Origin of the sequence: Bacteroides sp. AM16-24, assembly GCF_003471885.1 — a bacterium.
Taxonomy (GTDB): Bacteria; Bacteroidota; Bacteroidia; order Bacteroidales; family Bacteroidaceae; genus Bacteroides.
In genome coordinates, this window is sequence record NZ_QRKI01000012.1 from 150,689 (window position 1) to 167,847 (window position 17,159).

At 40.2% G+C, this 17,159-nt stretch carries 8 protein-coding genes and 1 pseudogene; 8 read left to right on the forward strand and 1 reads right to left on the reverse strand.

The genetic code is table 11. The features are described from left to right. The first annotated feature begins 3 nt into the window (after positions 1-3). The 6 genes from DW182_RS14790 to DW182_RS14815 all read left to right on the forward strand — a co-directional run bounded on the left by DW182_RS14790 (position 4) and on the right by DW182_RS14815 (position 11,978). Positions 4-1,332 (forward strand): DUF6055 domain-containing protein, encoded by a 1,329-nt coding sequence (locus DW182_RS14790; RefSeq protein WP_118295980.1) that lies wholly within the window; start codon positions 4-6, stop codon positions 1,330-1,332. A gap of 46 nt (positions 1,333-1,378) precedes the next feature. Further along, a complete protein-coding gene (locus DW182_RS14795) occupies positions 1,379-2,263 on the forward strand; it encodes a DMT family transporter (protein ID WP_118295981.1) in 885 nt (294 codons plus the stop codon). Further along, entirely contained in the window at positions 2,260-6,240 is a 3,981-nt protein-coding gene (locus DW182_RS14800; protein ID WP_118295982.1) for a hybrid sensor histidine kinase/response regulator transcription factor, read from the forward strand. The genes DW182_RS14795 and DW182_RS14800 overlap by 4 nt, the downstream gene beginning before the upstream one ends. 161 nt (positions 6,241-6,401) lie before the next feature. After that, the gene (locus DW182_RS14805) at positions 6,402-7,628 is read left to right on the forward strand and encodes an ATP-binding protein (RefSeq protein ID WP_118295983.1); all 1,227 of its coding nucleotides are present in this window, start codon (positions 6,402-6,404) and stop codon (positions 7,626-7,628) included. 73 nt (positions 7,629-7,701) lie between these two features. After that, the gene (locus DW182_RS14810) at positions 7,702-10,950 is read left to right on the forward strand and encodes a S41 family peptidase (protein WP_118295984.1); all 3,249 of its coding nucleotides are present in this window, start codon (positions 7,702-7,704) and stop codon (positions 10,948-10,950) included. A gap of 275 nt (positions 10,951-11,225) precedes the next feature. Then, positions 11,226-11,978: a NigD-like protein gene (locus DW182_RS14815; RefSeq protein WP_118295985.1), complete on the forward strand. Its 753-nt coding sequence runs from the start codon at positions 11,226-11,228 to the stop codon at positions 11,976-11,978. 67 nt (positions 11,979-12,045) lie between these two features. Here DW182_RS14815 and DW182_RS14820 read toward each other — a convergent pair. Beyond that, positions 12,046-12,318 (reverse strand): annotated as a pseudogene (locus DW182_RS14820) (FAD-dependent oxidoreductase); the annotation flags it as partial. 359 nt (positions 12,319-12,677) lie between these two features. Here DW182_RS14820 and DW182_RS14825 point away from each other — a divergent pair. Both DW182_RS14825 and DW182_RS14830 read left to right on the forward strand, forming a co-directional pair. Beyond that, complete coding sequence (locus DW182_RS14825) at positions 12,678-15,485, forward strand: two-component regulator propeller domain-containing protein (RefSeq protein ID WP_118295986.1); 2,808 nt, start codon at positions 12,678-12,680, stop codon at positions 15,483-15,485. A 202-nt stretch (positions 15,486-15,687) separates the two neighbouring features. Continuing rightward, on the forward strand, positions 15,688-17,109 hold the full coding sequence (locus DW182_RS14830; protein WP_118295987.1) for a BNR repeat-containing protein: 1,422 nt from the start codon (positions 15,688-15,690) through the stop codon (positions 17,107-17,109). Positions 17,110-17,159: the final 50 nt, after the last annotated feature.

A 17,159-nucleotide genomic window follows, 5' to 3' on the forward strand; every position in this document is an offset into this window, starting at 1 on the left:
ATTATGAAGAAGTATATCCTTTTATTAAGTCTTGCTATCGTTTGGGGATTAGCCTTGAAGGCGCAGAATGTGGCATCCGTTCCTATACCTGCTGGCAAAGCCATTTATATTCCCAAAGACCTTCAGGGAATGGATTTGCAAAACCCTGAAAGCAAGTGGAGCTACCGCCGCATGGCCTGCACTGAAAACTTCGTCATCTTCTGGGAGAAAGGCTTCGGGAACGATTTGTCCAACCCTCCACAGTTGGAAGGACATGATATGAAAGTTGATTTACCGAATCTGATGGATAAGTTGGAGAGCTTTTACCGTTTCTTCTGTGATACACTGGAATTCTCACGTCCCGGTTCCAAGTGCGACAAGTATCGTATGATGGTGATGTTGAACTATTCCCTGGAAGGCACGGCATACGGTGGAGATTATGACGGAGAAATCGGTGCATTATGGATTGCCCCCAACCGTGTGCAAGATAAGAAACTGAACTGTATCGCCCATGAATTGGGACATAGTTTTCAGGCACAGATCAGTTGCGATGGGCAGGGTGAAGCCTGGGGAGGATGCGGTTTCTTTGAAATGACTTCGCAATGGATGCTGTGGCAGGTTAATCCCGAATGGATTACTGATGAAAAATATCATTGGGAGGCTTTCATGAAGTTGACTCACAAGGCTTATCTCCACATGGAGAACATTTATCATTCACCTTACGTATTGGAATATTGGGGTATGAAACGGGGACTTCCCATTATAGCCGAACTTTACCGTCAGGGAAAGAGGGGAGAAGACCCGGTTATCACCTACAAACGTTTGGCTGCTTTGAATCAGCAACAATTCTGTGATGAGATGTTTGATACTTACCGGCACTTTATTAACTGGGACTTTCCGCGCGTCTGGAAAGAAACACGCCCGTATGCCAATAAATATACTTCTCAGCTAATTACTCAGCCGGATGGTTGGTACGAAATAACATCGGAGAATTGTCCTGAAAATTATGGATTCAATGCGATTCCTTTGCTTGTTCCTCAACCGGGAGAGAAAGTGAAAGTGGACTTCTGCGGAGAAGCGGGAAAGGAAAGATATACTGCAATCCATACAGATAAGGCGGGTTGGCGTTATGGTTTTGTTGCCGTAACGGCAGAAGGTGAATCTATTTATGGGGAAATGGGCGATAATAGCGGGAAAAGTATTATTTTTACAGCTCCAAAAGATCAAACTCTGACTTATTTGTGGCTGGTTGTGATGGGAGCGCCAACGGAACATTGGATGAATCCCGCTCCGGGAGAGAAAGATGCTCAATGGCCATACCGCATCAGGGTTACGGGAAGCAATCCTTTATAAACATACAGATAAATACGATGTCTGCAAAAGAAACATATATGAACCGATGAAAAACAGTACAAGTGCCGTTGTTTATGCCTGCATTGCAGTGCTTAGTTGGTCTACTGTAGCCACTGCTTTTAAGATAGCTTTAACGCATCTAACTCATTTTGAGATGCTGCTGATAGCCAGTTGTACTTCATTAGTCATATTTGCCCTTTTGCTGACTTTCCAGAAGAAGTGGAGACTGGTGTCGGAACTTTCCGGTCGCCAATGGGGATACTTTGCATTATTGGGATTACTGAATCCTGTCGCTTATTATCTGGTGTTGTTCAAAGCATACGACCTGCTACCTGCACAGGTGGCACAGCCCATCAATTATGCATGGCCTATTGTACTGCTTATTCTGTTGGCCTTGTTCGCCCATCAGCCCATACCACCGAAGAAATATATCGGCATGTTCATTTCACTGGGTGGAGTAGTACTTATTTCTGTAGGAACCGGACAGTCGGGAGGTATGGATATACCCGTGCATGGCTTATTATTGGCGGCATTGAGTGCTTTGCTGTGGGCCATGTATTGGATGATAAACAATAAGTTCAAAGATAAAGCAGATGGTAGTATCGCTCTGTTTATGAGTTTCCTGTTCGGCACGTTGTATTTGCTGATTGGCGCAATGATAGTGGGTGTTCATTTGAATACTTTGCCCGGTATCTTGTCGGGTATGTATGTCGGTGGGTTCGAAATGGGTATTCCTTTTATCTTTTTCAGTCTTGCCATGCGGAAAACATCCAATCCGGCACTAGTCAACCAGCTTTGCTACCTGTCTCCCTTCTTGTCTTTGTTTTTTATTGCAATCATATTGGGTGAGCAGATTGTATTTACAACGTATATCGGCCTCATATTGATTGTACTGGGAATTATGTTCAACCAATATCTGGTAAAGAAATGAAAAAGATTATCCTTGCAATTATAGCTGTTATGGTTCCGCTGATGCTCTCTGCCGGTTCTACTGATTTTTGGTTTCGTCATTTTTCAGTAGAAGACGGATTGTCTTCTTCTGCTGTACGTGCTATTATGCAGGATAAATATGGCTTTATGTGGTTAGGTACAGATGATGGTCTAAACCGTTATGACGGTACCACTATTAAAATATACAGGTTGAATCCTGAAGGAATTAATGATTATATCTCATTTTTATATGATACTGCAGATCGAATTTGGATAGGAACAGGGGACGGAGTTTATATTTATGATTATGAAACGGAAAACTTCGAACCGTTTAAGCTTCTGACAGCTAAAGGGGATAGTATTAAAACCAATGTGAATCATATTGCTGAAGACAGGGATGGCAATTTGTGGTTTTCAACCGTAGGTCAGGGAATCTTCAAATATAATGTATCCAAACATTATCTGGAGCATTATGAGTTTAAAAATGCCGATGGGTTAATGGCCAGTGTGTTGATTGACGGTGAAAATCAAATATGGGCTGTTACTAATTGGGGATACCCGACTGTCTCTAAGTTGAATAAAGCGGAGAATAAATTTGAGCCTTTCCATATTACCTACGATACGGGTGGGTATGATTCCAACTCTTTGGTTATGCTGGAAGATTCTGAACATGCACTCTGGTTGGGAACCTGGGAGTGTGGTTTGCAAAAGATAGACCGGTATACTGGTAAGGCAACTACTTACTTGCACCCGTCGGATGGTAAAGGGGCAACGCATATTCACTCTTTGATGGAATATGCTCCCCATCAACTACTGATAGGTTCGGATGACGGGCTTTTGCTGTTTAATACCCTTACATGCGAACACCAATTATTTACAGAAGATGAAACGAATCCTTATTCTTTGTCCAATCGTTTTGTTTATCCTATTGTAAAAGACCGCGAAGGCGGAATCTGGATAGGAACTTTCTATGGTGGTGTGAATTATCTGTCACCCAATACCGGGCAGTTTGAGTGCTTTGCTCATTCTCGTTTTTCCAATTCTGTCAATGGAACTGTTATCGGACGCTTTTGTGAAGACACTTACGGGCATATTTGGATTGCCTCTGATGACGGTGGTTTGAGTTGCTTTTCACCTAAAGATAAACGTTTTACTCATTATCTGCCCGATGAGCACAGAAATAGTCTTTCTTATCATAACGTACATGCACTTTGTATGGATGGTGATGATTTATGGATTGGTACTTATACGGGGGGAGTTAATGTGTTGAATACAAAGACAGGGGTATTCAGAGTTTATACAACTAAAGCGGGAGATCCCACGACCCTTGATAGAAGCAGCTCTTATGCTATCTTTAAGGACCGTGAAGCCCGTATTTGGGTAACCTCCATGTCGGGAGTAAACTTGTATAACAGGGACGAGGATAACTTTACCCGAATAAGGGATCTTGGTTCTTGGATCATGGACATAGATCAGGATGCCGATGGAAATATCTGGTTCTCTTCTCAGGGAAACGGGTTGTTCAAGTATGATCCGGGTAAGCAGGAATGGACGAATTATGTACATAGCAGTGCCCCCGGTGCATTGATTAATGATCAGGTGAATTGTGTATTGATAGATGGTAATGGGGAAATGTGGATTGGAACGATGAACGGACTTTGCAAATACAATGCAAAGGAAGACCAATTTGAATTAATTCCATTGGATATTCCCAGCAGTAATATTTGTGCTATTATTGAAGATCAGCGTGTCTTATGGCTGACTACTACAAAAGGGCTGGTGCGATATGTTCCCGGAGAAAGTTGCCAGGTCTTTACACGAAGCGACGGATTGCAAAGCGAGCAATTTCTGGTGAATGCTGCTTTGAAAGCTTCCGATGGGAAAATCTACATTGGTTCTGTAAATGGGTTTAATGCTTTCTATCCTTATCAGATTAGAACGAACAAGATACTCCCTCCGGTAATTATTACGGGACTGGAAGTATTCAATAAAGAGATCCGGATAGGTGATAAGTTGTTGCCGAAGGCTCTGAACCAGATGGAACAGCTGGAATTATCTTATAAAGATCATGTCTTCAGCTTGCTTTATGCTTCATTGAGCTATTGTACGCCGGAAAAGAATCAGTATGCTTATAAACTGGAGGGGTTTGATAAAGAATGGAATTATGTAGGTTCCCAAAACAAGGCTACTTATACCAATCTGCCTGCCGGGACCTATATTTTTAAGGTGAGGGCTACTAACAACGATGGTATCTGGAGCGAACAGGAAGCAAGCCTGAAAATAGTTATTCATCCGCCTTTCTATTGGAGTCTACCGGCCAAACTGTTTTATTTCCTGTTGTTGTGTGTGGCATTGACTTTCTTCATCCGCTTTCTGCTGAAAAGGAGTGAAAAGAAACATACAGCAGAGATTAAGCAACTGAATGTGAATAAAGAGAAAGAGGTGCATGAAGCTAAGATTAAGTTTTTCACAATGATAGCTCATGAAATCCGTACTCCGGTTTCGCTTATCATTGGTCCGTTGGAAAAGATTATGAGATCATCCATACCTATGCCGGCGATGCTGCGTGATGACCTTAATATTATAGATCGTAATAGTCAGAGATTATTGTTCTTGGTAAATCAGTTGTTGGATTTCCGCAAAGTGGAACAGGAGGGGATGACTATGAAGTACACATCACAGAATATCCGTCAATTGCTGGAGGCTGTTTGTGAACGGTTTAATCCTTTCATAACCCAACATGGTGCTCATCTTACGGTGGAGTATCCCGATGCGAATTTTACGGCTATGGTGGATAGCGAGGCGGTTACAAAGCTTATCAGTAATTTGCTGACGAATGCAAGTAAGTATACAAAAGATGAAGTTATCCTTTCGTGTGTGGTGCAACCGAAACAGCATACATTTGTAATCAGAGTGACAGATAACGGAATCGGTATAAGTAAGGAGGATCAGAAGAAGATTTTCAAACCATTCTATCAGGCCATGGACAATAAACCCGGTACAGGTATTGGACTGAGTATTGTGAAAGGTATTGTGGAGTCTCATAATGGCTGCATAGAAGTGGAGTCTGAAGTCAATAAAGGATCGTCCTTTATAGTAACGTTGCCCATAGAACAAAGTCAGGAGGCAGTTCAGGAAGGGGAAGCGAATGGACTGAATCCGGCAATTCCTGAGGATATTTTATCGGAAAGTTTACCGGCAGTAGTCTCTAAGGATAAACCAGTCATGCTGATTGTGGATGATAACGAAGAAATGCTGAACTTCCTTTCCGGCAGTTTCTCTAATCAATACTCTATTCTTACGGCTGAAGATGGGATAGAGGCTTTGGAAAAGTTGAAGGAGAATGATGTGACTTTGATTGTGAGCGACTGGATGATGCCGCGCATGGATGGGGTGGAACTTTGCAAGGCTTTGCGCGCTGATCAGGCCATCAGTCATATACCGTTTATTTTGCTGACAGCTAAAACGGATACGAATTCAAAGATAGAAGGTATGGACTGCGGGGCGGATGCTTATATTGAAAAGCCTTTCTCGGTACAGTATCTGGAAGCATGTATTAAGAATCTGCTTGATCTACGTAATTTGTTGCGTCAGAAATTCTCTAAAATGCCATTGGTACCATTGAACAGTATTGCCAATAATTCTATGGATAATAAATTCCTTACCCGTATCAATGAGATTATAGAGCAAAACTTCTCAAATTCGGAACTGTCTGTTGATTTTCTGGCAGAAGAACTTTGCATCAGTCGTTCCGGATTATTTGCCAAAATAAAAACGCTGGCTAATGTTACTCCGAATGAACTGATTCAGATTGTGAGGTTAAAGAAAGCTGCTGCTTTGCTTTCAGAGAATAAATACCGGATCAATGAGATTTGCTATATGGTAGGTTTTAATAATCCATCTTATTTTGCCAAATGTTTCCAAAAGCAATTCGGTATCAAACCCGGAGAGTTTGTTAATAATCAGAGCATCGGTTGAGTTGTACTTAAAGTGGCGAAGATTTTCTTGCTTTTGATATTGTTTTCGGGGTATAACCCTAAAAAAAATCGAAAACAATCCTTTTCTTCGGGGTATAACCCTAAAGGTCTTCCGGAAATAGTGTATCTTTGTGGTTGTAATCCCTAAAACATTTTGCCGATATGATTGATAGAGAACTATACATGCAGCAAATCATTCCCTTTATAGACCAGCCTTTTGTAAAAGTGATTGCCGGGATCCGTCGTTGCGGGAAATCGGTTGTTTTGCAATTAATCCGTGAGGAACTCATGAAGAGAGGAGTGGATAAAAACCATATCATTTACATGAACTTTGAGAGTTTCGAATGGATGGATGTGAAAAATGCTAAAGCTTTATATATCCATATTAGCAATGTGGTGAAAAGTGCAAAGGAGAAATATTATATTCTTCTGGATGAAATACAGGAAGTGGAACATTGGGAGAAGGCAGTCAATTCGTTTATGGTAGATTGGGATGTGGATATTTATGTAACCGGCTCTAACTCCCGTATGCTTTCTTCAGAACTTTCTACTTATTTGGCTGGCCGATATGTTGACTTTCATATTATGACTCTCTCTTTCAGGGAGTATCTGGATTTTCATGGTCTGTCTTTGTTTCAAGATAAAATAGGAATTCATGAGGAGTTTCGGAAATATTTGCGTATGGGTGGTTTTCCTGCTATTCATACGACTGATTATACTTATGAGGCTATTTATAAGATTGTGTATGATATTTATTCTTCTGTTATTTTGCGCGATACGGTGCAACGCCATGGCATTCGTAATGTGGAACTGCTGGAACGAATAGTGAAATTTGTTTTTGATAATATCGGTAATCGTTTGAATGCAAAGAATATTGCTGATTATTTCAAAAATCAGCAACGTAAGGTGGATATTAATACTATTTATAACTATTTGAGTGCTTTAGAAGGAGCATTTATCATTCAGCGTGTGCAGCGTTACGACATAAAAGGGAAAGAATTGCTACAGACCAATGAAAAATATTTTGTGAGTGATTTGTCGCTTATTTACTCGGTAATGGGATATAAAGACCGCCTGATAGCTGGAGCGTTGGAAAATGTGGTATATTGGGAAATGAAGCGGAGAGGCTATAAAGTGTACATTGGCAAGCAGGATGATAAGGAGGTCGATTTCGTGGCATTGCGCAGAGAAGAAAAGATTTATGTTCAGGTCACTTATCAATTGGCATCGCAGGCCACCATTGACAGGGAGTTTACACCTTTACTTGCCATTAATGACCATTATCCCAAATATGTAGTGAGTATGGATGAAATATGGCAGGACAATATAGAGGGGGTGAGACACAAGCATATCTCGGAGTTTTTATTGAATGAAAATTGGCAGGATTGATCTTTTTGTATGCTTTTTGTGTAATTATTATTTTTCTTTTCATACTTTTGTAAGTCAATTAATATTTAAGAGTATGAATAAGAAATTACTTTTATCCCTATTTGCCCTTGTAGGTGTATCTGTCTGTCTTTCGGCAGCAGGTGAAGCGCGTTTATTGCGTTTTCCGGCAACGAACGGGAACGAGATTGTTTTCTCGTATGCAGGCGATTTATATAGAGTGCCTGTCACTGGAGGAGAGGCGCAGCGCCTGACTTCGCATGTGGGTTACGAAATGTTCCCTCGTTTTTCACCCGATGGCAAAACGATTGCTTTTACCGGTCAGTATGATGGAAATACGGAAGTATATGCCATTCCGGCAGCCGGTGGAGAACCACAACGCCTGACGTATACTGCAACGAATTCCCGTGATGATCTGGGCGATCGTATGGGACCTAACAATATTGTGATGACTTGGACACCAGATGGTAAACAGGTCATTTATCGTAACCGTATCAGTGACGGTTTTGCCGGTAAGCTTTATTCTGTCAATCAGGAGGGTGGTATGCCCGAAATTATTCCTTTGCCCGAGGGTGGATTCTGTAGTTATTCTCCCGATGGCAAGCGACTGGCTTACAACCGTACCATGCGTGAATTCCGTACCTGGAAGTATTATAAAGGTGGTATGGCGGATGATGTCTGGATATACGATCCGGCAAAGAAATCAGTGGAGAATATAACGAATAATGTTGCTCAGGATATCTTCCCCATGTGGATAGGCGATGATATCTTTTTCCTTTCCGACCGTGACCGCACCATGAATATCTTTGTTTATAATACGAAGACAAAGCAGACGTCGAAGGTTACTAACTTTACTGAATATGATGTGAAGTTCCCGAGTGCTTCCGGCAATACCATTGTGTTTGAGAATGGCGGATATATCTATAAGATGGATGCTGCCACCCGTCAGCCCGAGAAAGTCAATATCAGTCTTGCTTCGGATAATATCTATGCACGCAGCGCCATAAAGAATGGGGCTAAGTATCTGACAGCCGCCAGTGCATCTCCCGACGGAGAACGGGTGGTGGTGACTGCTCGCGGAGAGGTCTTTAATCTACCCTCAACCAAGGGTGTGACGAAAAATATAACCCGCACTCCGGGTACCCACGAACGTAATGCACAATGGTCTCCGGATGGAAAATACATTGCTTATATCTCGGATGCTACCGGGGAGACAGAACTTTATCTTCAGGATGCAGTGGAAGGTAATCCGGTGCAGCTGACCAAGAATAATGATACGTATATCCGCTCTTTCGAATGGAGTCCGGACAGTAAAAAGATTGTTTATACCGACCGCCAGAATCGGATCAATCTGCTGGATGTAGTTTCACGACAGGTGACTATGCTATTGCAGGACCCGATGGGGGAACCGCAGGATGTGACTTTTTCACCGGATAGCAAATGGCTGACCTATACCCGTGATGCAGATAATGAAATAACTGTTGTATATGTCTATGATATTGCCGGAAAGAAGGAATATCCGGTGACGGACAAGTGGTATAATTCTTCTTCACCGGTATTCAGTACGGATGGTAAGTATCTGATTTTCTCATCTGCCCGTGATTTCAATCCTACATACGGCTGGTTGGAATGGAACCACGTCTATAATAATATGTATGGAGTTTATCTTGCTTTGCTCTCAAAAGATACCCCGTCACCTTTCATACAGAAAGATGCCGGAGTGAAGAACGACAGTGAGAGTGAGGCTCCGAAGGCTGCTGAAAAGACTGCCGGAAAGAAAGACGCGAAACAGGAAACTGCTTCTGCGTCACTCGTCAAGTTTGATCCGGAAGGTATCACCGAACGTATCATCAAGCTTCCATTGTCGGCTTCTTATTATGCTAATTTCTATTCAAACGGAAAGAAGGTATATTACTGGGGCAATGGCGGAACGAAGTTTTTCGATCTTGAAGGACAGAAAGAAGAAACGGTTGCCGATGGTGCTATGATGACGGTTACTCCGGGTAGCCAAAAGGCTTTGTTCTACAAGGACAACAAGCTTTATGTAACCGCTATACCGGAAGGAGCGGCTAATCTGAGTACGCCTGTCAATATGGATAATATGTCCATTACGATAGATTACCCCAAGGAATGGGCACAAATCTTCGATGAGGCCTGGCGTGCTTATCGTGATGGTTTTTATCTGGAGAATATGCATGGTGTGGATTGGAAAGCAATCAAACAGAAATACTCTGTTCTGCTGCCTTATGCAAAGACGCGTCTCGACCTGAACTATATCATTGGAGAGATGATTGGTGAGCTTAACTGCGGACACGCATACGTCAATCCGGGTGAAACGGATAAACCGGCACGTATCAAGACCGGTTTGCTGGGTGCTGAGGTATCGGCAGATAAGAGTGGTTTCTTCCGTTTGGATAAGATACTTCCCGGTGCTTCCTGGAGTAAGGAACTGCGCTCTCCGCTTACTGAACCGGGTATTGAGGTTAAGGCCGGGGAATACATCGTTGCCATTGACGGCATACCGACAAATACGGTGAAGAATATCTATGCTTTACTGGTAGGAAAGGCTGATGTACCGACAGAAATCTCGCTGAACAGCAAGCCGCAATTGGCAGGTGCAAGAAAGATTGTCATCAGTCCGCTGGAAAATGAATATCCTCTTTATCATTATAACTGGGTACAGAATAATCTGAAGAAGGTGGAAAAGGCATCCAATGGACGTATTGGTTATATCTATATTCCTGATATGGGTCCGGAAGGTCTGAACGAGTTCTCCCGTTATTTCTATCCGCAACTTGATAAGGAAGGTCTGATTATAGACGACCGTGCCAATGGTGGCGGTAATGTATCTCCTATGATTCTGGAACGTTTGTCTCGCGAACCTTACCGATTGACGATGGGACGTGGTACGAAGCGTGTCGGCACTATACCCGATGCCGTGCAAGTGGGACCGAAGGTCTGTTTGATTAATAAATATTCTGCTTCCGATGGTGACCTCTTTCCATGGGGATTCCGTGCACTGGGGCTTGGTAAACTTATCGGTACCCGTACCTGGGGTGGTATTGTAGGTATCAGCGGCCCGTTGCCTTATATGGATGGCACGGATATCCGTGTTCCTTTCTTCACCAGCTATGATGTGAAAACAGGCCAGTGGATTATTGAAAATCATGGTGTCGATCCGGATATCTTGATAGATAATGATCCGGTGAAGGAATGGAACGGTGAAGATGAACAGCTCAATAAGGCTATCGAAGAAGTGATGAAGGAATTGCAGGATCGTAAGCCATTGCCACCTGTTCCGACTCCAAGGGATTTCAGTAAGTAGTGAGAATTACTTGCTGTACAAAGAAGAGTTTTATGCGTTTTTGCATACACTTCTACATCCGATGCATAAGTTGCAGATATGTAGTTGATTAACGGGGTGTAGGTACGGTGTAGGTAAGTGCTGATAAATCACTTGCCTACACCGTTTTCGTTCTGTTTCTTTACATCTGTAGTGATTATTGTTAATTAACAATATGTCATGCAGTCTTTTCTCCCATATTTCATTTCTATAATGTAGAAAAATTATTTTAAATGTTTAATAGGAGGAACCACACTATGAAAATTAATTCTGTATTTAATAAAGCACTTTTATTTGCCGGGGCTATTGTTTGTACTATAGGCTTGCAGTCCTGTTTGGACGATGATGATAACAATGCCTATTATTTGAGGTACCCTAATGCTCTTGTAACAGTGAAGGGCGCTGCCGACGATGCATTCTTCCTGCAGTTGGATGATAAGACGACCCTATTGCCGACCAATGTAAGTACTTCTCCTTTCGGAGACAAAGAAGTCAGAGCCTTGGTGAATTACAGTGAAGTGAATGAACCCAGTGGCGATTACACAAAGGCCGTGCATATAAACTGGATAGACAGTATCCTGACCAAGCCTATTGCACCGGATTTGGGAGAAAAAAATGATGAGGTGTATGGCACAGACCCTGTAGAGATTGTGAATGATTGGGTAACTATCGCTGAAGATGGATATCTGACACTTCGTTTCAGGACTATATGGGGAGGCAGTAAAAAGCATTTCGTTAACTTGTTGTTGGGACAAAATCCGGAGAATCCTTATGAGGTAGAATTCCGCCACAATGCGTATGGCGATACCTACGGAAGTGAAGGTGATGGCTTAGCAGCTTTTAAGTTGGACGAACTGCCTGATACAGAGGGTAAAACAGTTAAGCTAAAATTGAAATGGAAATCATTTAGCGGTGAAAAATCAGCCGAATTTGATTATTGTACAAGGAAGGCGGTTACACCAAGTGAATCGGCTATTGCAACAGTAAGAAGTACTTTGGATTTGAAATAGTTCTCGTAAGACTGTGATTGATAGGAGAAGGGCGCCATGATTTTTGGCGTCCTTCTTTTTTACAGTATTACAACAATTGACCTACCTGTTGAAGCCTGTTTCTAAGTCGTTTTATATCTACATTATGTACGTCAGGTGATTGGGATCTGCAGATTTGTCCGGCAGCTACACCTACAGCCTCTCCAGTCACCAGGCAAAGTGGCATTACACGTAGACTTCCATGTGCGTAATGATCGGTTGAAATACAACGGCCAGCTACAAAAAAATTCTTTAATCCTATTGGAAGAAGGCTTCGGAAAGGAATTCCGTGTGATTCTCCTTTTCCGTATCTGGGATATTTTGTTGCATTGCTTTTATTCATTTATTATAGTTTTTTGAAAATAAAAACCTATTTGCCTTTCATTTAAAATATCCTGATTGGTGCTAACTTAACTGATGTGTAAAAACAAAAAGGTCGTCAAGAATGGGAGTCTCTTAACAGTCTAAATCTTCATCTTGTAGTAAGACTCGGGATTGAACAAAGAATCTCATGATCATGAAAAGCTGATAAAATTGAACTCACGTAAATATGCAACTTAGATCATTCGAACGAAAAAAGTTCTGTATATTTAAAATTTTGTCATGCACTTGAATATATATATTGAAAAAATCACTAAGTTTGTTCACTCTCTTAGTTAAAGTCTGAATTTATGTAATCTTATGAAAAATACAGTTGGTATGAATATGTCTCCTTTCAGTAAGATACTATATTGGTTATTGGCAATTTTGTTGCTCTTATTTTTTTCGTTGTCTTCATTCGCAAAATCCCTTTCTTTTCGCTCTGTAACTATATCAGAGGGATTATCTCATAATACCGTAAATGCTATTTATAAAGATAATCGAGGTTTTGTATGGTTAGGTACACAAACTGGTTTAGATAGATTTGATGGTATTAACATTATTAGCTATCCTCAGTTTAAAGGACAAACTGTATTCTCTGTAGCAGAGATAGATTCTATTTTTTTATGGGTTGGTACAGATAATGGCTTAATAAAATTCAATCGAAAAACGGAAATTGTGGAACATATTCATCTGACTGATAAACCTTTGGTGGTGAAACATGTTTTGGTGGATAAAGAGGGGAGATTATTTGTGTCATCCAGCCGGGGGCTATATTTGCTTTCAAATGGAACATTTCGTCAAGTTCTTTTTGACTCGAATGCACTGTCGTTGACAAACAATGTATTTAAAGTGATTGATGGAGGGGACAATTCCATTTGGGCTATTACCAATGACGGGTTGGTTTATTATAATGTGGCGACAAGTAAAATTGAGGTTTATAGAAATAATCTTAGAGGAGGAATCAATGGTTATAGTTGTTTGGCTATGATAGGGGACTTCATTTACTTAGGAACAGCCAGCAGAGGCCTGTTACGATTTGATATAAAAAATAAATCCTTTACACTCTATCCTGAAGTTGGCAACGGATGTATCAATGAACTGGTTCCGGTAGCAAATGATACCTTATATATAGGTACAAATGGTAGTGGTATAAAAATAGTAAAAGCAACTACGGGCAAAGAATTGTTTTCTATAGAACATTCGTTAGGCACGGATGGAATCTGTTCGAATGCTGTTTATTCGTTACTTAAAGATAAAAATACTCTTTATGTAGGTACTTATATGGGAGGATTCAGTTATACTCCTAAACGCGGTAATGTATTTTCTGTTTATTCTTATTCATCTCTATTCGATTCTTATAATATGAATGTGCGTGCTTTTTATATTGATACGCTGGGCAGGAAAGTGATTGGAACTAGAGATGGACTTTGTTATATTTCTGAAAGGGAAGGTCTTATTCGTAATTATACATCTAAGTCATCCATTTTGCGCTCTAATATAATCTTGTTTGTAAAGCCTTTGAAGGAAGATTATCTGATAGGAACTTATGGTGGTGGTCTGTATCTTCTAAATCCTGAAACTGGCAAACTTTCTTTCTTTAAACAGGATGATTGTTTTATGGAAAATTCATTTACTGAATGTGAGCAAGATAAAGATGGAAAGTTTTGGATAAGTGCTTCTAATGGGGTATATATGTATGAGCCGTCTACAGATAAGTACATAGTATATGACAGCCGGAATTCTTCTCTTTCTAGCAAATCTATATTTACCGTGAAAGTTGATTCCAAGGATAGAATATGGTTTGGAGGAAGTGAGGCTGTATCCTTGTACGATAAAGCTGCTGGTGTGTTCAAATCAGACATATTTCCGGAACACATATTGCCATACACCAAGAGTATACGCCACATTTATGAAGATAGTGACAATAATTTATGGTTTTGTGATGATAAGGAAGGGGTGGTGAAAGTTAACGGAGATTTTACGAAGTTTGAGCATATTACAATGGATGATTTTCTTCCGGATAATTCAGTTGGAAGTATAGTGGAAGACCCCAAAAATAAAGGATTATGGTTTGCGACACAACGTGGATTGGTGTATTTGAAAGATGGACACCATAAAAGTTTCTCATTATATGACGGTATACCCGGTTATATATTTAATAGTCCGGTGCAGGTAACAGAAAATGGTACCATTTGGTGGGGAAATGAGCGTGGCTTAGTACGCTATATGCCTCAATCAGATTCTAAACAGTTAGAAACATCCTTGCCTCCTGCTATTACATCTATCTCTGTATCTGGTAAAACTCTTTGTGCAGGGGATGAATTAATGCCTTTTTCTTCCACTTTCCTTGAAAAGATAACGCTTCCTGTCAGTGATAATAATATTACTTTTACGTTTTCTGCATTAAACTATGCCATTGAAAACACCAATATGTATGAATATTGCATGGATGGATACGATGAAGGATGGAAGACTTTGGCTATAAGTAATCAGGCCACTTATACCAACTTGTCTGTCGGTGATTATGTTTTTAAAGTAAGGGTGATATCTGATCCTGATGCCATTAAATCGATGAAAGTGGAAGTTGTAAGAGGAGCTTCGTTCGTTATATGGATTTTCGTTTTGTGCATTATTGCCTGTTTGATTCTGTTTTTTTGTTATTATAGTCTATTGGATAAGTATAGAAAAATAAAGTCGGGTATTCAGGGGCAAAAAGAATCTGTAGAAGAATTACCGAAAGAAAAATATCAAAAGTCCAGAATTGAAGAAGAGGAGGTTCTCCGCATTGAAGAGAAGTTGGTAATTTGCATGGAGCGGGAAAAGATGTACTTGAACCCTGATTTGAAGTTGCAGGATGTGGCGAATTTTATTGGTTGTAGTGCTGTAGACCTATCTCAGGTTTTGAACTTATACAAGCATATCAACTTTACCGATTATATCAATCAATATAGGGTTGAAGAATTTATATTGCGTGTACAAGATAAGTCGGCTGCCAGATTTACATTAGCTTCGTTGTCGGAGCAGTGTGGGTTTAGTTCCCGAACTTCTTTTTTTCGTTCTTTCAAAAAGTTGAAGGGTAAGTCTCCTGCCGAATACATCAAAGAAAAAGGCACTTTATTAGAATGATTTTTAGAAAAAGAGAGTATCAAAAGAAAATGGTACTCTCTTTTTGTTTGTGTAATCAGTTGATATATAGTGATATATAAACTGGTTAGTGCTACCTATTTGGATGGGATTAATCCTTTCTGTTTAGAGTGTGATAGTAGTAAATTAAATCATAATTTTGCTCTCGTTGAAAATAATCAGTTTATTTTAAAAGTGCTATATTATGAGAAACGAAATGATTCTTTTGCAGACTTCTTTGAATTTGGAAGACGTAATCACCACTTCAGGAAAATCTTTAGAACGGCATTGTTTATTAAAAAACAATATAAAAGGTATCGGATTTATTTTAATTATATTCTTATTTTCTTTTTCCAATCTATTTGCACAAAATGCAAAAAAGGAAATAGTTGTGGCACCGGCTTTGTCTGAAGTTCCGGTGGCTTTCAGTTTGCTAACTCATGGAAATAAACAATTTGTAGCTTTTTACAATCCCGACCATCAGATGGTGGTTGCTTCTCGTAATATTGATGAAGATAAATGGGTATTTCAGACATTGCCATCTAAAATAGGTTGGGATGGCCATAATTCCATTGCAATGAAGGTGGATAGTGACGGGCAAATTCATCTAAGTGGAAATATGCATGTAGACCCTTTGGTGTATTTTAGAACTACCAAACCATTGGATATCACTTCCTTTAAGGTTATCAACTATATGACGGGAGAGAATGAGAAAAAGGTAACTTATCCATCTTTTATGACTGGTCCGAATAATGAATTCATCTATCATTATAGAGATGGAGGTAGTGGTAATGGTAATGAAATTTATAATGTATATGATGTGAAAAAACAGACGTGGAGTCGTTTTTTTGATAAACCTTTTATGGATGGTAAAGGAGAACGAAATGCTTATATGAGTGGGCCAAGTAAAGGTCCTGATGGATATTATCATTTGGTTTGGGTATGGAGAGATTCTTATTTATGTGAAACAAATAATCACCTCTCTTACGCTCGTAGTCGTAATTTTAAAGATTGGGAGAGTGTTGATGGAAAGCCTGTAGAGCTCCCTCTAACCATTGATAAACAGGAACTATGGGTTGATCCTGTTCCGGTGAAGGCAGGACTCATCAATGGAGGAGATCGTACTGGATTTGATAGCAAGAATCGCTTGGTGATTGCTTATCAAAAATTTGATGAGAAGGGGAATAATCAGCTGTATATGGCTAAGTATGTAAAAAGAAAGTGGAAAATTAAGCAAATTACAGATTGGGATTATAGATGGTATTTCTCTGGTGGTGGTGGAGTTCACTGGGAAATCCAAACAAAAGGAGTACAGAGGTATAAAAAGAACTTATTGAAGGTTAGCTATAGTCATATAAAATATGGCGAAGGGTATTTGTTGGTTGATGAAAACTCATTTAAGGTAGTTGATACGGTCACGGTTAAATCACCGGAAGAGATGCAGAGGACTTTTGAGAAGCCTGAAACTACTTTGGTAAAGAAAATTGGGAATGATTGTGGTAAAGGAATAAAAGGTAAGAAATTCCATTTAGAGTGGGAGACATTGCCTCCTAACCGTGATAGGGTTCGTAAGAATGTAATTGTTGAACCTACAATATTGAAAGTAATTGAGGAAGAAGTTCGATGAGAACGGAGTAACTATAATTGTGGAGATATAGCTTGTATTTGCAATTAATT

Excerpts from the sequence above, each read along its gene's own strand:
- DW182_RS14790 (WP_118295980.1), top strand. The coding sequence starts at position 4 with ATGAAGAAGTATATCCTTTTATTAAGTCTTGCTATCGTTTGGGGATTA.
- DW182_RS14795 (WP_118295981.1), top strand. The coding sequence starts at position 1,379 with ATGAAAAACAGTACAAGTGCCGTTGTTTATGCCTGCATTGCAGTGCTT.
- DW182_RS14800 (WP_118295982.1), top strand. The coding sequence starts at position 2,260 with ATGAAAAAGATTATCCTTGCAATTATAGCTGTTATGGTTCCGCTGATG.
- DW182_RS14805 (WP_118295983.1), top strand. The coding sequence starts at position 6,402 with ATGATTGATAGAGAACTATACATGCAGCAAATCATTCCCTTTATAGAC.
- DW182_RS14810 (WP_118295984.1), top strand. The coding sequence starts at position 7,702 with ATGAATAAGAAATTACTTTTATCCCTATTTGCCCTTGTAGGTGTATCT.
- DW182_RS14815 (WP_118295985.1), top strand. The coding sequence starts at position 11,226 with ATGAAAATTAATTCTGTATTTAATAAAGCACTTTTATTTGCCGGGGCT.
- DW182_RS14825 (WP_118295986.1), top strand. The coding sequence starts at position 12,678 with ATGAAAAATACAGTTGGTATGAATATGTCTCCTTTCAGTAAGATACTA.
- DW182_RS14830 (WP_118295987.1), top strand. The coding sequence starts at position 15,688 with ATGAGAAACGAAATGATTCTTTTGCAGACTTCTTTGAATTTGGAAGAC.